The organism is Proteus sp. fly-1067 (genome assembly GCF_040139345.1).
GTDB lineage: Bacteria > Pseudomonadota > Gammaproteobacteria > Enterobacterales > Enterobacteriaceae > Proteus > Proteus vulgaris_B.
This window is the reverse complement of the sequence record NZ_JBEEUL010000011.1, coordinates 1-21,917: the sequence shown is the minus strand read 5'-3', so window position 1 is coordinate 21,917 and position 21,917 is coordinate 1. Positions and strand designations below refer to the sequence as shown.

The following is a 21,917-nucleotide window of genomic DNA, read 5'->3' as shown; positions in this document are numbered from 1 at the left end:
TCCTTAGCTCAGCTGGATAGAGTACTCGGCTACGAACCGAGCGGTCGGAGGTTCGAATCCTCCAGGATGCACCATCTTTAAAGCCTCGCAAATAGCGAGGCTTTTTGCTTTCTATAATTCTCTTATTTTTTATAATGTTAAACTTTTGTTTAGCATCAACTAACAACGCTAACATCATCTAATCAGCGACAATTTAGTGACTTTACGATAAAGTAACTCCTATCTATTTACTTACATTAATCAACGCGGGAGGTCACCTTTGATCCCGGACGTATCCAAAGCACTTTCTTGGTTGGAAGCACACCCTAAAGTTTTATGTGGCATCCACCGTGGTATTGAGCGCGAAACCTTAAGAGTAACGCCAGAAGGCAATTTAGCATCAACAGAGCACCCTATTTCATTAGGTAAATCATTAACTCATAAATGGATCACAACGGATTTCGCTGAATCCCTGTTAGAGTTTATTACACCTGTTGATGACAATATTTCACATACCCTGCATTTTTTAGGTGATTTACATCGTTATACGGCGCGTCACTTAGATAATGAACGTATGTGGCCTATGAGTATGCCTTGCTTTATTGAAGCGGAAGATAAGATTACGCTTGCTCAATTTGGCACATCCAATGTAGGGCGTTTTAAAACCCTATATCGTGAAGGATTGAAAAATCGTTATGGTGCTTTAATGCAAACCATTTCTGGTGTGCATTATAATTTTTCATTGCCTATTGAATTTTGGCAAGCATGGGCGAATGTAAAAGATGAAGAAAGTGGTAAAGAAGCTATTTCAGACGGTTATCTACGTTTGATCCGTAACTATTATCGTTTTGGTTGGGTTATTCCATTCTTCTTTGGTGCATCGCCAGCAATTTGTGGATCTTTCTTGAAGGGAAGAGAAACAAATTTACCATTTGAAAGTACGCCCAAAGGTGCGAAGTATTTACCTTATGCGACGTCATTACGTTTAAGTGACTTAGGATATACCAATAAATCGCAAAGTGATTTAGATATTACCTTTAATCATCTCGAAACCTATGTTAAAGGGCTGAAAAAAGCGATTCATAAACCATCTGACGAATTTGCTAAACTGGGTGTTAAGAATAAAGATGGTGAGTATATTCAATTAAACACCAATGTACTGCAGATTGAAAATGAGCTTTATGCGCCTATTCGTCCTAAGCGTGTCGTTAAAGGGGATGAATCGCCTTCTGATGCTTTATTACGTGGTGGTATTGAATATATCGAAGTTCGTTCGCTTGATATCAATCCATTTACGCCAATAGGTGTCGATGAAACTCAAATTCGTTTCCTTGATTTATTTTTAATTTGGTGTGTTTTAGCTGATGCGCCAGAAATGAATGCTTCTGAATTAGCGTGTTGTCGTGCAAATTGGAATAACGTTATTCTAGAAGGGCGTAAGCCTGGTCAAGTTATTGGAATGGGTTGTGGTGAGAGAAAAGAGCCATTAGCACAAGTTGGTAAAGCGTTATTTGCGGATTTAAAACGTGTGGCAAATGTTCTTGATTGTTGTTCTGGCACAAAATATATGGAAGTTTGCGTTAAGTTAGAAGAAATGTTTGATAATCCAGAACTAACCTTCTCTGGCAGACTGTTAGAGAAAATCAAAACACAAGGTATTGGTAGTTATGGTTTATCTTTAGCGGAAGAGTATTACCAAGAATTAATTAAAACGTCTTATGAAACGTTGACTGATGAAGCTTTTGATCATGAGAGAATTTCATCCATAAAACGTCAAGAAGAGTTAGAAAAGAGTGATACCATTTCTTTTGATGAGTATTTGAAGATCCATGCAGGGGCAAATGCCGATAACGTGGCTTCCTAAACTTAGATAGAAAAAAGCCACACTAATATTTGTGTGGCTGAAAAATTCTATAGAGAAATAGGGATGATAACATTTTGCGCGTATTCATTACTAAGACCGGGCTACTTGCAGAAAGTTTCATTTTTTCTTAAAAATATTTAAATTTTTCTTAGGAGGTTTTTTATGCCTTTATTGGATAGCTTTACTGTTGACCATACACGTATGTCCGCACCAGCTGTACGCGTTGCTAAAACAATGAAAACGCCATCTGGTGATACTATCACGGTATTTGATTTACGTTTTACTGTGCCAAATAAAAAAGCCATGCCTGAGAAAGGAATTCACACATTAGAGCACTTGTTCGCTGGCTTCATGCGTAACCATCTTAATGGTAATGGTGTTGAGATTATTGATATCTCCCCAATGGGATGCCGTACAGGCTTCTATATGAGCTTAATTGGGAAACCAGAAGAACAGCGAGTTGCTAATGCATGGAAAGCAGCAATGGAAGATGTTTTGAAAGTAAAAGATCAAAATCATATCCCTGAGTTAAATGTGTATCAATGCGGTACTTATGAAATGCATTCTCTGACTGAAGCACAAGATATCGCACGAGATATTTTAGCTCATAATATTGGTATTAATCATAACGACGAATTAGCACTTCCTGAAGAGACATTAAAAGAGCTACATATCTAGACTTAGCTACTTTATAAAACTAGGGGACAATAGATCAAGAAATTCGCATCCTGATTTATTGTCTCTTTTTATTCTAATTACCATCCTATTTTTTTTCGTTATCCCATTGTTTTATTTTCTTATCTTCTTATATTGTTATCACAATAATGGATTAAATTTATGCTTAATACACGGAGTACACTTTTGTTATGGAAAATCACCAATTCTCATCGCCTAAATTGGTTTTAGAGTTTTTTGTTCGAGAATTTTATTTTTTTGGTAAAAGCACGTTACGCACTCAATTTCCTAAAGATGCTTTTTTCTATCAAGGCCCTTCTAAAGCACAAGAATATCGTTATTTTGAGAGTGTACATAAACAGCATGTTAGGCGGTTTCACTCTGAACCAGAGCTCATTATCAAGCCTGAATATTTGTTATTCTCCTCAGAAATAGAGACTCAAAGATTTGCAAAAATAACTAAAGCTGAAACTAATACGATAATAAAAATCGGTGGAGATTATCTCTATAAAGAAAAAGAAGATGAAGAATATCATTGGTATTTTCAGGAAGATAGAGTTAAAACTAATAGTTATTCTGGTGAAAATTTAGATTTAAAATATGAAAACATTCAGACTTTAGCGCCTCATCATTTCAATATTGAATCAGTAAAAGATGATGGTTCTATCATTACTAATTTTCCACGTAAGTCTCTTTCTCTTACTTTAAACAGAGGCGAAATAGCGTGTTTTATTTGCCGACGAGAAGAGTATGGTTATTCTTATTCTCATGAACCTGCGCTTAACTTAGTGATGTGGGTAAAGAATCATGGTTTTTATTCTGATTATCAACAAGTAAGGCCCACTCAACTTAAGACAGAACAAGTGATAGAGCCTTTCTATTTAAATCACGCGAGAGAATTTGATTTTCGTAATAGCAAATTACGATTTGAGCTCGGATAAACAGCAAAAATAAAGCGCTTAAATAAGCGCTTTATTTTGTATTCATCAATGATGAGGGAACACGAGGTGGCGAATTAAAGCCTTTTTGATGACGTTGTCCTGAACTTCAAGTATTTCAAACTCATAATCACTGACTTTTATTTTATTGCCGACAACGGGTAAGTCGCCAAGCTCTTCAATAATGACGCCGTTAATGGTTCTGGCTTCATCTTCAGGTAAATGCCAACCAAATGCTTTATTGATATCTCGAATATTTGTTGTACCGTCAACGAGCAATGAACCATCTTTTTGAGGGATAACTTCTTCTGCTAATGAAGGTGACATTGAGGTGGTAAAATCACCCACAATTTCTTCTAGAATATCTTCAACGGTGACTAAACCTTGAATTTCACCGTATTCATCAACCACAATGCCTGCTTTTTCATTATTCCGCTGAAAATTAACAAGCTGTAAATTTAAAGGTGTGCTTTCAGGGATAAAATAGACTTTATCAGCTGCTTTCATCAAAATTTGTTTGGTGAATTCTTTTTTCTCAGTCATTAAGCGATAGGCTTCTCGTACTCGCAGCATACCAATGGCATCATCAAGAGTATCGCGATAAAGCACTATTCGACCATGAGGAGAATGAGTTAACTGTCTTACGATGGATTTCCATTCGTCATTGACATCGATACCAAAAATCTCATTTCTTGGCACCATAATATCGCCAATAGTCACTTTCTCTAAATCAAGAATAGAAATCAACATATTTTGATTTCTTTGGGAAAGCTTTGATTTCGACTCATTTACAATAGTTCGTAGCTCTTCTTTTGAAACGGCATTACCTTGTATTACTGGCGATTTGATCCCTAAAATTCGCATCAGTATTAATGTAATTTTATTAAAAAACCAAACAATAGGCAGCATCAGTGTTTGCAAAGGAGAGAGAACGACACTACTTGGATAAGCAACTCGTTCTGGATACAGTGCCGCGATTGATTTTGGAAGCACTTCAGCAAAAATGAGGATAATAAAGGTCAGGACACCTGTGGCTATAGCAACACCAGCATCACCATATAAACGCATACCCACAATAGTCGCTAATGCAGATGCGACGATATTAATCAGATTATTGCCAATTAATACCAAACTGATCAATCTGTCGGGGCGTTGTAATAGTTTTTCAACACGTTTTGCAGAGCGATTTCCTTGTTTGGCTGCATGACGAAGACGATAACGATTAATCGTCATCATGCTGGTTTCTGTTCCAGAAAAATAAGCTGAGGCAATAATCATCGCTATTAGTATGATAATGAGCGTAGTTGTCGAGACATGCTCCAAAATTGAGATCCTTTTGCTACCCTAAAATAAAAATTAATTAAGCACTAACTCTTGTAATAAACGATTACCAAAAAAAGCTAATGTCAAAATAATGGCGCCAATCAAGTTAAAAATAATGACTTTTTTCCCTCTCCATCCTTCGCGGAAATGCCCCCATAATAAAATGACGTAAACAAACCAAGCGATGATAGAAAAAATTGATTTATGGATATTTTCTTTACCAAAAATATTATCCATATACACCAAACCTGTACACAATGTTAGGGTTAGTAATACAACACCCACTTGTGTGATGTGAAACATTTTTCGCTCAATTGTCATTAATGGTGGCATTTGAGGTGAAAATTTTAGCTTCTTATTCTTTAGTTGATAGTCTAGCCAACTCAGTTGTAATGCATATAACGCCGCAATCAATAATGTGGCATAACTTAATAATGCAAGCCCAATGTGAATAAAGAGTGATGTGCTACTTTCAAGATGTGTAACAAACTCACCAGGCATGAGTGCCGCGATGACAAGATTGACTATTGCAAAACAATAAACAATAGGCAGTAAAAACCATGCTCGGCCACGAGAAGCCACAATCGTCATAATAACGCAGACCATCAGGCTTACAACGGCACCTAGATTGGTGAGTGAAAGATCCTGCCCGCTGTGAGGGCGGAAAATTAAAAATTTTAATGAAATAGCATGCGCAACAAGCGCAATAACCGCGAAGAGGAGTGCTAATCCGCGGTATCCATTTTGCTCTTTTCGTAACAGACCTGGCAAAATGAGCACCAGACTGAGTAAATAAGCGCAGACAGCGACGATAGAGATTGATATAACGGGCATAGTTTCGCTTACATATATTGTTTGAATAACTTCCTAGTATAGCGCTAGGAGCATTCGGCTCCAACTATTGAAGTCATTAAGCTTAAATCTCTATGCAGAGATCCGCGAGTCATCGTGATATAATCGATGGCATACATACTGATAAGCCCAACTTTAACACTGAGCTAAGATAATGTTTGAGAATTTAAGTGACAGATTATCGCGCACGTTGCGCAATATAAGTGGTCGAGGAAGACTGACCGAAGAAAACATTAAAGAGACACTGCGTGAAGTGCGTATGGCGTTATTAGAAGCCGACGTTGCCTTACCTGTGGTTCGTGATTTTATTGCGCGAGTTAAAGAAAGCGCAGTAGGACATGAAGTTAACAAAAGCCTGACTCCGGGTCAGGAGTTTGTGAAGATAGTTCAAAATGAACTCGTCAATGCGATGGGTGAAGTCAATACTGACCTTGATCTTTCTGCTCAGCCACCTGCTGTTGTTTTAATGGCAGGCTTGCAAGGTGCTGGTAAAACAACCAGTGTTGCAAAATTAGGTAAATTCTTAAAAGAGAAAAAGAAGAAAAAGGTTCTGGTTGTTTCTGCTGACGTTTATCGCCCAGCGGCAATTAAACAACTTGAAACATTGGCTGAAACAGTTGGTATTGATTTCTTCCCATCAACAGTGCAAGAAAACCCTGTAACGATTGCAAGCAATGCATTAAAACATGCACAGCTTCAATTTTATGATGTATTACTTGTGGATACCGCAGGACGCTTGCACGTAGATGAAGGCATGATGGAGGAGATCCAGCTTCTTCATAAAGCCATTAACCCGGTTGAAACTTTATTTGTTGTTGACGCTATGACGGGTCAAGATGCAGCAAATACAGCAAAAGCCTTTAACGAAGCATTACCATTAACAGGGGTTGTCTTAACGAAAGTTGATGGTGATGCGCGTGGTGGTGCGGCATTATCAATTCGTCATATCACAGGCAAACCTATCAAATTCCTCGGTGTTGGGGAAAAAACAGAAGCTTTAGAACCTTTCCACCCAGATCGTATTGCCTCTCGTATTTTAGGCATGGGTGATGTTCTGTCTTTGATTGAAGATATTGAAAGCAAAGTTGATAGAGCTCAAGCTGAAAAGCTGGCGACGAAACTTAAAAAAGGTGATGGCTTTGATCTAAATGATTTCTTAGATCAATTAAAGCAAATGAAAAACATGGGCGGCATGGCGAGTATGTTAAGTAAAATGCCAGGTATGTCTCAGGTGCCAGATGCTGTAAAATCACAAATGGATGATTCAATTTTAGTGAAAATGGAAGCTATTATTAATTCCATGACTAAAAAAGAGCGCCAAAAACCCGAAATCATCAAAGGGTCTCGAAAACGCCGTATTGCGACGGGTTCAGGAACGCAAGTGCAAGACGTCAACCGTTTGTTAAAACAGTTTGATGATATGCAACGCATGATGAAAAAAATGAAAAAAGGTGGCATGGCTAAGATGATGCGTAGCATGAAAGGTATGATGCCACCGGGATTTCCAGGCCGTTAAAATCAAAAAGCCGGAAAAAAAACGTGCTTTGGATTGCTTTTTTCCCCAAAGTGAGTAAACTTTTCGGGCTTTTTATATGACAACCGGACTCCGTTCCTCGATGGCGTCTGGTTGTTTTATTAACTAATGAGGATGTTATGGTAACAATTCGTTTAGCTCGTGGCGGCGCAAAAAAGCGTCCGTTTTACCAAGTAGTAGTAACCGATAGCCGCAATGCGCGTGATGGTCGTTTCATTGAACGCGTAGGCTTTTATAACCCACTGGCAACCGGTAATGCAGAAGAATTACGTTTAGACGTAGACCGTGTTGAACACTGGGTTGCTCAAGGCGCAACTGTTTCAGAACGTGTTGCTGGCCTGATCAAATCAGCGAAGAAAAGCGCTTAATCTGTCGCGGTGGTAACAATGAGCGAACAAAAAACCTTAAAAGAGCCTGTAGAACCTATTGTTATGGGTAAGTTGGGCTCACCTTACGGGATCCGTGGTTGGCTCAGAGTTTTTTCCTCCACCGAACATGCCGAAAACATTTTTGAATATCAACCGTGGTTTATTCAACGACATGGACAATGGGAAACCATTGAAATTGAAAGTTGGAAACATCACAACCAAGATATTATCGTCAAGCTAAAAGGTATTGACGACAGAGATGCAGCTAATTTCCTGACTAATGTTGAAATTGTCGTGAATACATCGCAACTACCTGAACTTGACGGTGAGTATTACTGGAAAGATCTGATGGGTTGCCATGTTGAAACTGACAAAGGCTACGATTTAGGTGTCATTACTGACATGATGGAAACTGGTTCAAATGACGTAATGGTCATTAAAGCTAATCTGAAAGATGCATTCGGTGTTGGGGAACGGTTAGTTCCGTTTCTTGATGGGCAGGTTATCAAGAAAGTCGATCTCTCAGCGAAAAAAATTATCGTTGATTGGGATCCTGGTTTTTAGATTATCCGGTTAACGGTTCTCAATAGTGGGACACGAAAATGTGGATTGGGGTAATTAGCCTATTTCCAGAAATGTTCCGCTCTATAACCGAGTACGGGGTGACTGGTCGGGCAGTTAAGCATGGTTTGCTTAATGTAGAATGTTGGAATCCCCGAGATTTTACATACGACAGACACAATACCGTTGATGATCGTCCTTATGGCGGTGGTCCTGGTATGTTGATGATGGTACAGCCCTTAAGGGAAGCCATTCATCAAGCGAAAGCTGCGGCAGGTGATGGAGCAAAGGTGATTTATTTATCACCTCAGGGACGCAAACTCGATCAACAAGGAGTTTGTGAACTGGCAACAAATGAGAAGCTAATTCTAGTTTGTGGTCGGTATGAAGGTATAGATGAGCGTGTCATCCAAACAGAAATCGATGAAGAATGGTCTGTGGGTGATTACGTATTAAGTGGTGGGGAATTACCTGCCATGATAATGATAGATGCTGTAGCACGTTTTGTTCCGGGGGTTCTCGGGCATGCGGCTTCAGCAAAAGAAGATTCTTTTGCTGAAGGTTTATTGGATCATCCTCACTATACTCGCCCAGAGGTATTAGATGGTATGGAAGTTCCGGCAGTTCTACTGTCAGGTAACCATGCACATATTAATCGCTGGCGTATGAAACAATCACTGGGTCGAACCTGGCTAAGAAGACCTGAGCTTCTGGAAAGCCTAGCTCTGACTGACGAGCAAAGAGTGCTGTTAACAGAGTTCCAACGGGAATATCTGGAAAGTACAGCAGAGTAAGTCTGACACATGGTGTCATTAATATCAGTTTACCTAGGGTAAGAGAGTTATTATGAGCAATATTATTAAGCAAATCGAACAAGAACAAATGAAGCAAGATGTACCTTCATTTCGTCCAGGCGATAATGTAGAAGTTAAGGTATGGGTTGTTGAAGGTTCTAAAAAACGTCTGCAGGCATTCGAGGGCGTGGTTATCGCTATTCGTAACCGCGGTCTGCACTCTGCATTTACTGTTCGTAAAATTTCTAATGGCGAAGGTGTTGAGCGTGTATTCCAAACTCACTCTCCAGTCGTAGATAGCATCACTGTGAAACGTCGTGGTGCGGTTCGCCAAGCTAAACTGTACTACCTGCGTGAGCGTTCAGGTAAGGCTGCTCGTATCAAAGAGCGTCTTAACGCTAAATAATACGCTTTCGCACATCCGAAAGTTATTGTTAAAAGGTCAGCGTTTGCTGACCTTTTTTTATGGCGAATTTTTATTATATTTTTATTTGTTTTTATATTCCTCTCTTTTTGCTCCTCTTATTCCAAGATTCATTAAAAGATAATGTGTAAATATTTGATTACACATTTTTCTTTTAATTTAATCAAAGTCACATTTTTATTATCGTTTGAATGAAACTTAACTTATTGTAATTTAAGGGTTATATTTTATTAGCTCGTCCTTTGTAAATTTTTTATTACACTTATGTCAATTTTATTGAAAATACGGATTGATTTCTTTACATTGCATGTTATCTTATCTTTCAGACAGACAACAAATCACAATGACAGATATAAAAAGGTAAAAATTATGATCATGCAAAAAGACGCACTCAATAATGTGAATATCAGCGAAGAGCTGGTTTTAATTACGCCTGAAGAGTTAAAACAAAAATACCCATTGAGTCGCAATGATCTGCATGCCATTGCTCAATCACGTCAAACAATCTCTGAAATTGTTCAACGTCGTGATCCTCGTTTACTTGTGGTATGTGGGCCTTGTTCCATTCATGACGTTGATGTTGCTATCGATTACGCAAAACGTCTGAAGGTATTAGCGTCTGAATTAAGTGATAGTCTGTACATTGTGATGCGTGTCTACTTTGAAAAACCTCGTACAACAGTGGGTTGGAAAGGTTTAATTAGCGATCCATTTATGGATGGTAGCTTTGAAATGGAAAAAGGGTTACATATTGCCCGTAAATTATTAACTGAACTCGTACAATTAGGTTTGCCTTTGGCAACAGAAGCATTAGATCCTAATAACCCACAATACTTAGGGGATTTATTTAGTTGGTCTGCGATTGGTGCAAGAACAACAGAATCTCAGACTCACCGTGAAATGGCATCAGGGCTTTCAATGCCGGTGGGTTTTAAAAATGGAACCGATGGCAATTTAGATACGGCAATTAATGCGATGAAGGCTGCCTCTATGCCGCACCGTTTTATGGGAATTAATCAATCAGGGCAGGTGTGTTTACTACAAACGCAAGGTAATCCTGATGGACATGTTATTTTACGCGGTGGTAAAACGCCAAATTATCATGAAGAAGATGTGGCGCAATGTGAAGCCCATATGGTAAAAGCAGGATTAAAACCGTCATTAATGATCGATTGTAGTCACGGCAATTCAAATAAAGATTTCCGTCGTCAAACCGCCGTGGTGGATTCAGTGATTGAACAGATCACTAAAGGTAATGAATCTATCACCGGTATTATGTTAGAAAGTCATATTAATGAAGGCAATCAATCATCAGAACAGCCTCGTAGCGAAATGAAATATGGTGTTTCAGTCACCGATGCATGCATTAGTTGGGAAACAACAGAATCTGTATTAAGAAATTTACATGCACGAATTTCACCTATTTTAGCTCAGCGTGAAGAGCAATTTAAAAAAGTAAGTTAAGTTAGATAATCATAAAGAAAAAGAGGCAAGCATAGATGGCTGAAGAATTACAACATTTGCGTGAGCAAATCGATCAGGTCGATAAATCACTGCTTTCTTTACTTGCGAAAAGAATGCAATTGGTAGCTGAAGTTGGTGAAGTTAAGAATCGCCATGGGTTACCGATTTATGCTCCTGATAGAGAAGCCTCAATGCTTACTTCTCGACGTAATGATGCGCAGAAAATGGGAATATCCCCAGATTTGATTGAAGATGTGTTACGCCGAGTAATGCGTGAATCTTATACCAAAGAGAATGACAAAGGCTTTAAAACGCTAAATCCTCAACTGGGTAAAATTGTAATTGTGGGAGGAAATGGCAAAATGGGAAAATTATTTTCCCGTTTATTTACCCTTTCTGGCTATCAAGTTGAAAGTTTAGAAGCAAATGAATGGCAAACGAAATCACCTGCTATTTTTGATAATGCAGGAATGGTAATAATTAGTGTACCTATCCATTTAACTGTTGAGGTTATTGAGAAGCTTCCTCTTTTACCTGAAAGTTGTTTGTTAGTCGATCTCGCTTCTATTAAAAAAGCACCTTTAGAGGCGATGTTAAAAGCGCATAGCGGTCCTGTTCTTGGTCTTCACCCTATGTTTGGTCCTGATGTACCGAGTTTAGCAAAACAGGTTGTGGCTTATTGTGAAGGCAGAAATCGCCAAGCATTTGAGTGGTTACTTGAGCAACTGTTAGTTTGGGGAGCTAAAATTGAGGCAATTACGCCAGAAGAGCACGATAAAAACATGAGTTTTATTCAAGCCCTTCGACATTTTACAACCTTTGCTTATGGCCAACATTTAGCTAAAGAAAACGTCGATTTAGCAAGCTTATTGCGGCTTTCATCTCCAATATATCGTTTGGAGTTGGCAATGATAGGGCGGTTATTCGCTCAAGATCCGCAACTGTATGCAGATATTATTTTATCATCCAAAGAGAATATTGAATTAATTCGCAGGTATCATCATTCTTTAGGCCAAGCTATCGATTTATTGGATATTAATGCAAAGAATGAATTCATTCATTCATTTAATAACGTGAGTGATTGGTTTGGTGATTATGCTTCTCAATTTATGAAAGAGAGTGGTGTACTATTACAGAAAGCTAATGATAGTCGTATTTAATTAAATGATAAATCGAGACGAAAGCCGAATAACGTATTTTGTTATTCGGCTTTTTGTTGGCTCATTATTCAGTAAATATGTAATATTATATTACTAATCATCATCACAAGGTGGCCATAGACAGCGAGTTGTGTCGAACGTACTAGGCGAGCTTTGAGCTCAATGTAGTATATTTTTCTGTTTACTATGAAAATATGCTCCCGCATAACTTGTGAATACTAATGTGATTATTAAAATATATAATTTATTCATAAAATCTCCTTTAAATTAATATAATTATAAATTAGTAATCTTTAGGATCAGGGCATGGACTGACCGTACAAAAATATGAGTTAGGATCGTTGATTATTGAATAAGATTGATAGTGACTGTATGTATCAATATTATCATAGAGTGAAGTGATAAATGGTTTTAAAATCAATACGATAAATGTATTCATATTTTCTCCTTCTATATATTCAAGATTCAAAGTATACCAATAAGGCCCAAATCTCTTTGGTTGATAATAGACTTTTTTACCAAGGGAAATATATTTTTAAAAACAACAATTTAAATATAATTTTTTAATAGAGGGAGAAAAATTTATTTTTATAATAAAGTGATTTCTATTTTCGCGCTATATTGTTATTGAGTTGTTATTATCTGGTTTAATTAACTGATAATTAATGTTCAATGTTTTATTTTTATTAAAAATTAATTGTTGATGAGATCTTAAAATAAAATAAAAAAAGGAAGTGATATTAAAAATATCGCCTTGATCAAATAATGAAAAATAAGATGTAGATAAATTACCCTTATATGGATGAGTTTTGCAAAAGATGTTTAATTATTAATTGTATTATTTTTAATTGTATTCGGATGTCTTTTTTAAGGGGTAAACTATGGATTTCATAATACAACTTGCCATTATATTAGTGTGTCTATTTTATGGAGCAAGGAAAGGGGGAATAGCATTAGGTCTGCTCGGTGGTGTTGGTCTGGTTATTTTAGTTTTCATTTTTAACTTACCACCAGGAAAGCCACCAGTTGATGTAATGTTAGTTATTATTGCTGTTGTTTCAGCATCTGCAACATTGCAAGCGTCGGGTGGGTTAGACGTTATGTTGCAAATAGCAGAAAAATTATTACGTAAAAACCCAAAATATATTTCTATTGTTGCACCGCTTGTAACTTGTACTCTAACAATTCTATGTGGTACGGGACACGTTGTTTATACCATTTTGCCAATTATCTATGATGTGTCGATTAAAAATAATATCCGACCAGAAAGGCCAATGGCAGCAAGTACTATTGGCTCGCAAATGGGGATTATTGCAAGTCCTGTTTCTGTTGCTGTTGTAACTTTAGTGGCAATGTTAGGCGATGTCACTTTTAATGGTAAACATCTTGAGTTTTTAGATTTATTAGCTATTACCATTCCTTCTACTTTTATTGGTATTTTAGCGATTGGTATTTTTAGTTGGTTTAGAGGTAAGGATTTAGATAAAGATCAATGCTTCCAAGAGTTTATTTCAGTTCCTGAAAACCATGATTATGTTTACGGTGATACAGCAACACTTTTAGATAAAAAGTTGCCAATGAAAAACTGGGTGGCAATGTGGATATTTTTAGGTGCTATTGCCGTTGTTGCGATATTAGGTGCTTTTTCTGAAATACGTCCTGTATTTAATGGCAAACCGTTATCTATGGTGCTTGTTATTCAGATGTTTATGTTATTAGCAGGTGCATCAATTATTATTATTTGTAAAACCAATCCGTCTCTTATATCTAAAAATGAAGTATTCCGTTCAGGGATGATAGCAATTGTTGCTGTATATGGTATTGCTTGGATGGCAGAAACCATGTTCTCTGCACATATGAAAGAAATAGAAGCAGCATTAGGGCAATTAGTAAGAGAATATCCTTGGGCTTATGCTGTAGTTTTATTACTGGTATCGAAATTTGTTAACTCTCAAGCGGCTGCTTTAGCTGCAATTGTTCCTTTAGCATTGGGTATTGGTGTTGATCCTGCTTATATTATTGCATCTGCACCAGCTTGTTATGGTTATTATATTTTGCCAACTTATCCTAGTGACTTAGCGGCTATTCAATTTGACCGTTCAGGTACAACTCGAATAGGACGTTTTGTTATTAACCATAGCTTTATCCTTCCGGGATTAATTGGTGTAACAGTTTCCTGTGTCTTTGGTTGGGTGTTTGCAGCGATGTATGGTTTCTTATAATTAGTGATAATGTAAAAATATGAGATAAAAAGAAAAGCCAGATAGTGATGCACTATCTGGCTTATTTATTAAGTAGTGGGTTTTTTTATTATTTTACTTCAACAGGTACTACGTTCTCTGAAGGATAACACCCTAATATTTTTAATGACCGCGTTGTTTGTGATAAATCATGTAAAGCCTTTTGCATATTTATATCACGCAAATTAGCTTGAACATCAATATAAAACATTTCTTCCCAAGGCGTACCATTAATAGGACGAGATTCTAATTTCGTCATAATAATGTCGTATTTTTTTAAAATCATTAAAGCATCGACTAAAGCACCTGCTTGTTGTCCTGTAGCCATTAAGAACGTTGTTTTTGCAGGGACTTGCTCTGACACATCAATCGCTTTACGTGCAATAACAATAAAGCGTGTTACGTTTATTTGCTGGTTTGCTAAATTATTTGCTAAGGGCTTTAAACCATAAAGAGAGCCACCTGCTTCACTACCAATAGCTGCAACATGTGGTGATTGTGCAAGAGCTACTTTTTCCATTGCCGCAGCCGTACTTTCGCAATATTCAATTTTCCAGTTTGGATACTGATTTAAATAATGGCTGCATTGTTGGAAAGGTTGAGGGTGGCTATAAATAATTTGTAATTCTTCTGTCGAACTATCAACACTTGTTAAAAGCGCATGATTAATCGGAATACGAATTTCACCCACAATAGACAGTGAAGTTGTTTGCAGTAAATCGTAAACATCATTAATTGCGCCAGAGCTGGTATTTTCAATAGGCAATAAACCGTAATCAGCTTGTCCTGTATCAACCAGTGTGAAAATATCGTCAAATTTGTGACAAGTACAATCGATGATTGTATCAAAATGACGGGCTGCATATTGGCGAGCAGCAATATGTGAATAAGAGCCTTTCGGGCCTAAATAAGCAATCCTTGCAGATTCATTTGGTGTCGCATTTAGGTGTTGCTGTAAAATCGCTTGTTGGGTTAATACGGAATCTTCAATAATCATTTGGAAAATACGGCTGATATAAAAACCATCTAGACCAACTTTTTTTCCTTTTTCAATTAATAAATCAAGTAATTCACGCTCACGATTTTTATCTCTAATAGGACGATGTGTATTCAATTTAAATTGAGCGACATCAGCAGATAATTGGCGTCTATTTGCTAACAACGTGAGTAATTCTGAATCTAACGTTGTGATTTTATCTCTGATTGCTAATAAATCGAGTTTTTCCATGTTTTAGCCCTATATCTTTGCGTCATACCATTATAAATAAAAAAAGCCTCCATTTTTGGAGGCTATTGTCGTTCTTACTTTTCTTTCTGAAATGACAAAGCCTCTTAATTAAAGAGTAAAAAGAAAAAGAAGAAAGACAAAAACGAATACATCGTCATTATATTGTTTGGTAAATTATTTAGCATATAGCTATCAAACATGATGATGTGAAAGGAGTCAAGAAAAATACAATAAAAAGCGCATCACTAGGATGCGCAGAGGCGTTTTGAGTCAGTGATTTATTCTAATTTTTAATCTAGCTTTACTATTTATATTTCATCGACAAGTAAATTTTCTTCTTTCAAACTGTTATCAGCCCGACGAGATTCATTTTTATGCTGAACCTTGTTTAATTGACGCTCAAGTTTCGCTAACAAATCATTAATAGCGACATACATATCTGCGTGTTGTGCATTAGCGACCAATTGCCCATTTGGTATGTGAATGCTGGCATCAACACTAAAACCTTTAGGGTCTTTTGTCAGAATAATACGAGGATTGATTAAATTCACCTGCCATTTATTAAGTTTAGTTAGACGGCTTTCAATGTGTTCACGTAGTGCTGGGGTAATTTCCATTTGCTTGCTAGTAATATTTATAATCATATAGTTACCTCTTAATTACTCCGTCTTCGATAACTTCAGAATATCGTGATACACAATTTAAAACATGATCAAAATCACTTTTTGTTAGTTGTATGTGTAACTAGTAATAGAAACGTGACAAATGATAAATAGCTGAAAAAGAACGCTTGTTAAGTTGTATTTATTCAGTCATATTAGGAAGGTTGGGCTGATGAAAAGTAAAGACAATTTAGCTAAAAAAGAATAAAAAAACAGCAGCGATAAGCTGCTGTTTTTGATGGTGATGTTTGGGTTAAGCTGGATTTGCTGCAATCAATGAAGCCACTTTGTCTGCTTCTTGTGTCAGACCTAACTCTTTATAGGCGTTTTCCATGTATTCGAGTGCATCACGAGTAGCTTGTGTATCAGGATAATCACGCATCATTTGCTCTACTCTATTAATAACCGCGACATAAGCCCCTCGTTTAGTATAGAATTTCGCAACTGAAAGTTCATACTTTGCTAAACGGTTTTTAAGAAAGACAAGGCGCTTGGTTGCATCAGCAGCGTAAAGGCTATCAGGGTAATAACGTACTAATTGACTAAAGTCTTTAAATGCCACAATTGCATGCTGAGGATCACGGTCTGAACGATCAATACCAAAGAATCCTTGTAATGCACTATCATCTAATGCTTGAGCTGTTAAGCCTCGCATATAAAGAACATAGTCAATATTAGGATGGGTTGGGTTTAATCGCATAAAACGGTCAATTGCAGTAATCGCCATTGGTAGTTCTGCTGATTTATAATAAGCATAAATCAAGTCGAGCTGAACTTGTTGCGAGTAAGGGCCAAAAGGATAGCGATTATCGAGAGACTCTAATTGTTTGATAGCCGCTCCATAATTGCCATCTAGCAATTTTTCCTGACTGGTTGTGTAAAGCTCAGAAGGAGACATATCGGCAGTAGCGTCTTTGTCTGAACTCGAACAGCCAGAAAGTAACAGGCTTACAGTGGCTGCTGCCACCAGGTATTTAATGCGTCTCATCACGTATTGATTATCCTCTGAATAGGTTTGGGGAGTCTCTCCGTGAAGCTCCCCTAAAATCGGTTACACTATAACTCATTTTAAATGAAACGGCTGTGCCGTCAAAACACTAACTTAATTAATAGAAAACTATTTATGTCTCAACAAATACGACTTAATGCTACAGTCGCAGATTCACAGCTGGGTCAACGCTTAGATCAGGCTTTGGCCGAAATGTTCCCTGATTATTCAAGATCTCGTATAAAAGAGTGGATCTTAGACAATAGAGTGCAGGTTAACGATAAAATCATCAATAAGCCAAAAGAAAAAATGCTTGGCGGTGAAAAAATTGAAGTCGATGCCTTAATTGAAGAGGAAGTACGCTGGGAGCCTCAGAATATTCCGTTAAATATCGTTTATGAAGATGACGATATTTTAGTTATCAATAAGCCAAGGGATCTCGTTGTTCATCCTGGTGCTGGTAACCCTGATGGTACCGTATTAAATGCATTACTTTATCGTTATCCTGAAATTGCTAATGTACCTCGCGCAGGTATTGTCCATCGTTTGGATAAAGATACAACAGGTTTAATGGTTGTTGCAAAAACAGTTCCAGCTCAAACTCATTTAGTTGAAGCTTTACAACGTCGTGAAATCACGCGTGAGTATGAAGCAGTTGCTACAGGAAGGATGACTGCGGGTGGTTTAGTTAATGAACCAATTTCTCGACATCCAACTAAGCGTACGCATATGGCTGTACACCCAATGGGTAAACCAGCAGTAACACATTATCGTGTTATGGAGCATTTCCGTGCTCATACTCGTTTACGTTTACGCTTAGAAACGGGGCGTACCCATCAAATTCGTGTTCATATGGCGCATATTCATCATGCTTTAATTGGTGATCAACTTTATGCAGGAAGACCACGTCCTTTAAAAGGTGCATCAGAAGAGTTGCGTGAAACGCTACGTTTATTTGATAGACAAGCATTACATGCAACGATGTTACGCCTTTATCATCCGATCACAGGTATTGAAATGGAATGGCATGCGCCGTTACCTGATGATATGGTTAAGCTTATCGATGTATTAAAAGATGATGCTGAACAATTTAAAGATGAAATGGATTGGTAAATGACTTCATTGATTTTTCCAGATTGGCCACAACCTGAGAATATTGGGGCTTGTAGTACGCTTAGAGAGGGGGGGATCAGTTTACCGCCTTATCATAGCCTTAATTTAGGTACACATGTTGGTGATGAATTATCTCGCGTTAAAGAAAATAGACGCAGACTTTGCCAAGAAGCTCAGTTACCTGAAATGCCATTATGGCTTGAACAAGTTCATGGCACTCACGTTGTTACGTTAAATCCTGAGAAAAATAATGAAGTAGAAGGTGATGCCCTTTATACCGCTACCGAGAAAAAAGTTTGTGCAATTATGACGGCAGATTGTCTACCTGTTCTTTTTACAACGCGTGATGGAACAGAAATTGGCGCAGCACATGGTGGGTGGAGAGGGCTTTGCCATGGTGTATTACAAAATACACTTGCACAGTTTAAAGCACCAAAACATCAAATAATGGCATGGCTGGGACCTGCAATTGGCCCTAATGCTTTTGAGGTTGGAGCTGAAGTACGTTTGGCCTTTATTGAAAAAAATAAGGCCTTTGATCCTGCATTTATTCCTCATAATGGTAAATATTTAGCTAATATCTATATGTTAGCGAGAATAATTTTACAGGAAAATGGGGTAACTCAGATTTACGGTGGTGATTTCTGTACTGTGACAGAGAAATCGCGTTTCTTTTCGTATAGACGTGAACAGATAACAGGTCGAATGGCGTCATTAATCTGGATTAAATAAACTTCTCTCAACCGTTTTTCTCACTTATCTCAAATATTGATAAATATTTTTGCTCAAAATTTTTATTTTGAGCTTGAATATTGTCAAAATGACCTCATCTATTCTCCAGTTACGAATTTTACTTTAAATTTTACTTGGAGGTGTTATGCGCCTGGATAAATTAACCAATAAATTCCAGCAAGCTCTCGCAGACGCCCAGTCATTGGCACTTGGGAACGATAATCAATTTATAGAACCCATACATTTACTGAGTGCGTTATTTAATCAACAAGGTGGCTCAATTCGCCCTCTATTAACATCATCGGGTGTTAATGCATCGCAATTTAATGAGCGAATTAATGAAGCTTTGTCTCGATTACCTAAAGTTGAAGGTGCTGGTGGAGAGGTTCATCCCTCTAATGATCTGATTAAACACCTTAATTTGTGCGATAAATTGGCACAGAAAAAAGGTGATGATTTTATTTCGTCAGAGCTTTTCCTTTTAGCTGCAATGGAAACCGGTGGTCAAGTTGCTGATATGCTAAAAGCTGCGGGTGCAAATAAAGCAAGTCTTGAAATAGCGATTGAAAAAATACGTGGTGGAGAAACAGTGAACGATCAAAATGCAGAAGACCAACGTCAGGCATTGAAAAAATATACTGTGGATTTAACGGAAAGAGCAGAACAAGGCAAACTCGATCCTGTCATTGGTCGTGATGAAGAAATCAGAAGAACCATACAGGTTTTACAACGTCGTACTAAAAATAACCCAGTACTTATCGGTGAACCCGGAGTTGGTAAAACGGCGATTGTTGAAGGATTAGCTCAGCGTATTGTTAATGGTGAAGTGCCAGAAGGTTTAAAAAATAAACGAGTACTCTCCCTTGATATGGGGTCGTTATTAGCAGGCGCTAAATATCGTGGTGAGTTCGAAGAACGTTTAAAAGCCGTTTTAAATGATTTATCTAAACAGGAAGGCAGTGTCATTCTGTTTATTGATGAATTACATACTATGGTTGGCGCCGGTAAAGCTGATGGTGCTATGGATGCGGGTAATATGTTAAAACCGGCATTAGCACGTGGTGAGTTACACTGTGTTGGGGCAACAACACTTGATGAATATCGTCAATATATTGAGAAAGATGCTGCTTTAGAACGTCGTTTCCAAAAAGTGTATGTAGCAGAGCCAACAGTAGAAGATACTATCGCTATTTTACGTGGTCTGAAAGAACGTTATGAGCTTCATCATCATGTTCAAATTACAGACCCAGCTATCGTTGCAGCTGCGACTTTATCACATCGCTATATTTCTGACCGTATGTTACCAGATAAAGCGATTGACTTAATTGATGAAGCAGGTGCAAGCCTACGTATGCAAATGGATTCAAAACCGGAAGCATTAGATAGACTTGATAGACGTATTATTCAGCTGAAACTTGAACAACAAGCCCTGCAAAAAGAGTCTGATGATGCAAGTAAAAAGCGTTTAGAAATGCTAAATGAAGAGCTTGCTGAAAAAGAGAAAGAGTATTCTGTTTTAGAAGAAGAGTGGAAAGCAGAAAAAGCAGAGCTGACAGGAACTCAACATATTAAATCAGAATTAGAGCGAGCTCGTATTGCATTAGAGCAAGCTCGCCGTAGTGGTGATTTGGCAAAAATGTCAGAAATCCAATATGGACAGATCCCAACGTTAGAAAAACAGCTTGCTGAAGCGAATAAAGCTGAAGATAAACATATGAAGCTGTTACGTAATAAAGTCACTGATGCTGAAATTGCTGAAATCTTAGCGCGTTGGACCGGTATTCCTGTTTCTAGAATGCTAGAAGGGGAGCGTGAAAAACTGCTAAGAATGGAACAAGAATTACATAGACGTGTTATTGGTCAGGCTGAAGCTGTTAGCGCAGTATCAAATGCGATACGTCGTAGTCGTGCTGGGTTGTCTGATCCTAATCGCCCAATTGGTTCGTTCTTATTTTTAGGACCAACAGGTGTGGGTAAAACAGAATTATGTAAAGCATTAGCAAACTTCTTGTTTGATAGTGATGATGCAATGGTTCGTATCGATATGTCTGAGTTTATGGAAAAACACTCCGTTTCTCGTTTAGTCGGTGCGCCTCCAGGATATGTTGGTTACGAAGAAGGTGGGTATTTAACAGAAGCCGTTCGCCGTCGTCCTTATTCAGTCATCTTATTAGATGAAGTTGAAAAAGCGCACCCCGATGTATTCAATATTTTATTACAAGTATTGGATGATGGTCGTTTAACGGATGGGCAAGGTAGAACAGTCGATTTTCGTAATACTGTTGTGATTATGACATCAAACTTAGGTTCTGATTTAATTCAGGAACGTTTCGGGACACTTGATTATCCTGAAATGAAAACAATAGTGATGGATGTAGTTGGCCATCATTTCAGACCAGAGTTTATTAACCGTATTGATGAAGTTGTGGTATTCCACCCATTAGGTAAAGAAAACATTGCAGCGATCGCACAAATTCAGTTACGTCGTTTATACCAACGTTTAGAAGAGCGTGGTTATCACGTCACGATTACAGGTGCGGCATTAGAAAAATTGAGTGAAGTTGGTTTTGACCCAATTTATGGTGCTCGCCCATTGAAACGAGCTATCCAACAAGAGGTTGAAAACCCATTAGCTCAAGATATTTTGTCAGGCAAGTTATTGCCAGGCAAAGAGATTATCTTAGATTTAGATGATAATAAGATAATCGCAAAACAATAATTGATGTTTTATCTATTTATTAGCAAAGCCTACAAACTGAAGTTTGTAGGCTTTTTTATTATGGGCTTTAGCAAGTTTAAGTCGTGTCAGCGTCTTAAATATAATTATTTTGTTTGTTTTATAATCGATATGTGATTATTATTTATCCATTGGTCATCAGTTTGCTTACAAAGCGCGCTATCGAAAAGTTTTTTGAAAATAATACTTGTCACATTCAGAAAACTCCCTATAATGCGCATCCACTGACCGGCGATGAGCAAACAACTAGCCACGCAGGACGGTGAAGAGAAAAGAAAAAA

General features: G+C 37.7%; 21 protein-coding genes and 1 other annotated feature. Of the genes, 14 read left to right on the top strand and 7 right to left on the bottom strand.

From position 1 onward, the window contains the following. Positions 1-259: 259 nt before the first annotated feature. From gshA to ABN217_RS14275, 3 genes are all read left to right on the top strand, one after another. Positions 260-1,843 (top strand): glutamate--cysteine ligase, encoded by a 1,584-nt coding sequence (gshA, locus tag ABN217_RS14285; RefSeq protein ID WP_072070883.1) that lies wholly within the window; start codon positions 260-262, stop codon positions 1,841-1,843. Positions 1,844-2,005: 162 nt separating this feature from the next. Beyond that, complete coding sequence (gene luxS / locus ABN217_RS14280; RefSeq protein WP_072070882.1) at positions 2,006-2,521, top strand: S-ribosylhomocysteine lyase; 516 nt, start codon at positions 2,006-2,008, stop codon at positions 2,519-2,521. A 188-nt stretch (positions 2,522-2,709) separates the two neighbouring features. Then, entirely contained in the window at positions 2,710-3,459 is a 750-nt protein-coding gene (locus ABN217_RS14275; protein WP_196553676.1) for a hypothetical protein, read from the top strand. A gap of 45 nt (positions 3,460-3,504) precedes the next feature. Here the strand turns inward: ABN217_RS14275 and ABN217_RS14270 are convergent, their stop codons facing one another. Further along, entirely contained in the window at positions 3,505-4,779 is a 1,275-nt protein-coding gene (locus tag ABN217_RS14270) for a CNNM domain-containing protein (protein WP_196553677.1), read from the bottom strand. Between the two features lie 33 nt (positions 4,780-4,812). After that, entirely contained in the window at positions 4,813-5,613 is an 801-nt protein-coding gene (locus tag ABN217_RS14265; RefSeq protein ID WP_166540969.1) for a cytochrome C assembly family protein, read from the bottom strand. 172 nt (positions 5,614-5,785) lie between these two features. Between ABN217_RS14265 and ffh the strand changes: the two genes are divergently transcribed. From ffh to tyrA, 7 genes are all read left to right on the top strand, one after another. Next, positions 5,786-7,147, top strand: a complete 1,362-nt coding sequence (gene ffh, locus ABN217_RS14260) for a signal recognition particle protein (RefSeq protein WP_109396311.1) — start codon at positions 5,786-5,788, stop codon at positions 7,145-7,147. Between the two features lie 137 nt (positions 7,148-7,284). Continuing rightward, the gene (rpsP, locus tag ABN217_RS14255; protein WP_004244772.1) at positions 7,285-7,533 is read left to right on the top strand and encodes a 30S ribosomal protein S16; all 249 of its coding nucleotides are present in this window, start codon (positions 7,285-7,287) and stop codon (positions 7,531-7,533) included. Between the two features lie 18 nt (positions 7,534-7,551). Beyond that, a complete protein-coding gene (gene rimM / locus ABN217_RS14250) occupies positions 7,552-8,097 on the top strand; it encodes a ribosome maturation factor RimM (RefSeq protein WP_072070878.1) in 546 nt (181 codons plus the stop codon). A 38-nt stretch (positions 8,098-8,135) separates the two neighbouring features. Then, positions 8,136-8,888, top strand: coding sequence for a tRNA (guanosine(37)-N1)-methyltransferase TrmD (trmD, locus tag ABN217_RS14245; RefSeq protein WP_072070877.1), 753 nt, complete (start codon positions 8,136-8,138; stop codon positions 8,886-8,888). A gap of 52 nt (positions 8,889-8,940) precedes the next feature. Then, the gene (gene rplS / locus ABN217_RS14240; protein ID WP_036932575.1) at positions 8,941-9,294 is read left to right on the top strand and encodes a 50S ribosomal protein L19; all 354 of its coding nucleotides are present in this window, start codon (positions 8,941-8,943) and stop codon (positions 9,292-9,294) included. 387 nt (positions 9,295-9,681) lie between these two features. Further along, complete coding sequence (locus ABN217_RS14235) at positions 9,682-10,776, top strand: 3-deoxy-7-phosphoheptulonate synthase (protein ID WP_115350333.1); 1,095 nt, start codon at positions 9,682-9,684, stop codon at positions 10,774-10,776. 35 nt (positions 10,777-10,811) lie between these two features. After that, on the top strand, positions 10,812-11,936 hold the full coding sequence (gene tyrA / locus ABN217_RS14230; protein ID WP_349439703.1) for a bifunctional chorismate mutase/prephenate dehydrogenase: 1,125 nt from the start codon (positions 10,812-10,814) through the stop codon (positions 11,934-11,936). 283 nt (positions 11,937-12,219) lie between these two features. On the opposite strand, the gene ABN217_RS14225 is transcribed toward tyrA, so the two are convergent. Beyond that, a complete protein-coding gene (locus ABN217_RS14225) occupies positions 12,220-12,375 on the bottom strand; it encodes a hypothetical protein (protein ID WP_349439704.1) in 156 nt (51 codons plus the stop codon). 442 nt (positions 12,376-12,817) lie between these two features. On the opposite strand from ABN217_RS14225, the gene ABN217_RS14220 reads away from it, so the two are divergent. Then, positions 12,818-14,158, top strand: a complete 1,341-nt coding sequence (locus ABN217_RS14220; protein WP_349459544.1) for an anaerobic C4-dicarboxylate transporter — start codon at positions 12,818-12,820, stop codon at positions 14,156-14,158. Between the two features lie 88 nt (positions 14,159-14,246). Here the strand turns inward: ABN217_RS14220 and pheA are convergent, their stop codons facing one another. From pheA to bamD, 3 genes are all read right to left on the bottom strand, one after another. Continuing rightward, entirely contained in the window at positions 14,247-15,404 is a 1,158-nt protein-coding gene (pheA, locus tag ABN217_RS14215; protein ID WP_072070874.1) for a bifunctional chorismate mutase/prephenate dehydratase, read from the bottom strand. Positions 15,405-15,440: 36 nt separating this feature from the next. Then, positions 15,441-15,557, bottom strand: a sequence feature (Phe leader region). A 155-nt stretch (positions 15,558-15,712) separates the two neighbouring features. Continuing rightward, entirely contained in the window at positions 15,713-16,048 is a 336-nt protein-coding gene (raiA, locus tag ABN217_RS14210) for a ribosome-associated translation inhibitor RaiA (RefSeq protein WP_072070873.1), read from the bottom strand. Between the two features lie 271 nt (positions 16,049-16,319). Then, the gene (gene bamD / locus ABN217_RS14205) at positions 16,320-17,054 is read right to left on the bottom strand and encodes an outer membrane protein assembly factor BamD (RefSeq protein ID WP_196553690.1); all 735 of its coding nucleotides are present in this window, start codon (positions 17,052-17,054) and stop codon (positions 16,320-16,322) included. A 135-nt stretch (positions 17,055-17,189) separates the two neighbouring features. On the opposite strand from bamD, the gene rluD reads away from it, so the two are divergent. The 3 genes from rluD to clpB all read left to right on the top strand — a co-directional run bounded on the left by rluD (position 17,190) and on the right by clpB (position 21,618). Continuing rightward, positions 17,190-18,167 carry a 23S rRNA pseudouridine(1911/1915/1917) synthase RluD gene (gene rluD / locus ABN217_RS14200; RefSeq protein WP_072070871.1) on the top strand — a complete coding sequence of 326 codons (978 nt, stop codon included), beginning with the start codon at positions 17,190-17,192 and terminating at the stop codon, positions 18,165-18,167. After that, on the top strand, positions 18,168-18,899 hold the full coding sequence (gene yfiH, locus ABN217_RS14195) for a purine nucleoside phosphorylase YfiH (RefSeq protein ID WP_349459543.1): 732 nt from the start codon (positions 18,168-18,170) through the stop codon (positions 18,897-18,899). A gap of 145 nt (positions 18,900-19,044) precedes the next feature. Next, the gene (clpB, locus tag ABN217_RS14190; RefSeq protein ID WP_349459542.1) at positions 19,045-21,618 is read left to right on the top strand and encodes an ATP-dependent chaperone ClpB; all 2,574 of its coding nucleotides are present in this window, start codon (positions 19,045-19,047) and stop codon (positions 21,616-21,618) included. A gap of 104 nt (positions 21,619-21,722) precedes the next feature. Here clpB and ABN217_RS14185 read toward each other — a convergent pair. Then, on the bottom strand, positions 21,723-21,917 hold a 195-nt coding region (locus ABN217_RS14185), incomplete at its 5' end, for a hypothetical protein (protein WP_349440665.1).

Coding starts and splice junctions, on each gene's coding strand:
- luxS (WP_072070882.1), top strand. CDS start 2,006: ATGCCTTTATTGGATAGCTTTACTGTTGACCATACACGTATGTCCGCA.
- ABN217_RS14275 (WP_196553676.1), top strand. CDS start 2,710: ATGGAAAATCACCAATTCTCATCGCCTAAATTGGTTTTAGAGTTTTTT.
- ABN217_RS14265 (WP_166540969.1), bottom strand. CDS start 5,613: ATGCCCGTTATATCAATCTCTATCGTCGCTGTCTGCGCTTATTTACTC.
- ffh (WP_109396311.1), top strand. CDS start 5,786: ATGTTTGAGAATTTAAGTGACAGATTATCGCGCACGTTGCGCAATATA.
- rpsP (WP_004244772.1), top strand. CDS start 7,285: ATGGTAACAATTCGTTTAGCTCGTGGCGGCGCAAAAAAGCGTCCGTTT.
- rimM (WP_072070878.1), top strand. CDS start 7,552: ATGAGCGAACAAAAAACCTTAAAAGAGCCTGTAGAACCTATTGTTATG.
- trmD (WP_072070877.1), top strand. CDS start 8,136: ATGTGGATTGGGGTAATTAGCCTATTTCCAGAAATGTTCCGCTCTATA.
- rplS (WP_036932575.1), top strand. CDS start 8,941: ATGAGCAATATTATTAAGCAAATCGAACAAGAACAAATGAAGCAAGAT.
- ABN217_RS14235 (WP_115350333.1), top strand. CDS start 9,682: ATGATCATGCAAAAAGACGCACTCAATAATGTGAATATCAGCGAAGAG.
- tyrA (WP_349439703.1), top strand. CDS start 10,812: ATGGCTGAAGAATTACAACATTTGCGTGAGCAAATCGATCAGGTCGAT.
- ABN217_RS14225 (WP_349439704.1), bottom strand. CDS start 12,375: ATGAATACATTTATCGTATTGATTTTAAAACCATTTATCACTTCACTC.
- ABN217_RS14220 (WP_349459544.1), top strand. CDS start 12,818: ATGGATTTCATAATACAACTTGCCATTATATTAGTGTGTCTATTTTAT.
- pheA (WP_072070874.1), bottom strand. CDS start 15,404: ATGGAAAAACTCGATTTATTAGCAATCAGAGATAAAATCACAACGTTA.
- raiA (WP_072070873.1), bottom strand. CDS start 16,048: ATGATTATAAATATTACTAGCAAGCAAATGGAAATTACCCCAGCACTA.
- bamD (WP_196553690.1), bottom strand. CDS start 17,054: ATGAGACGCATTAAATACCTGGTGGCAGCAGCCACTGTAAGCCTGTTA.
- rluD (WP_072070871.1), top strand. CDS start 17,190: ATGTCTCAACAAATACGACTTAATGCTACAGTCGCAGATTCACAGCTG.
- yfiH (WP_349459543.1), top strand. CDS start 18,168: ATGACTTCATTGATTTTTCCAGATTGGCCACAACCTGAGAATATTGGG.
- clpB (WP_349459542.1), top strand. CDS start 19,045: ATGCGCCTGGATAAATTAACCAATAAATTCCAGCAAGCTCTCGCAGAC.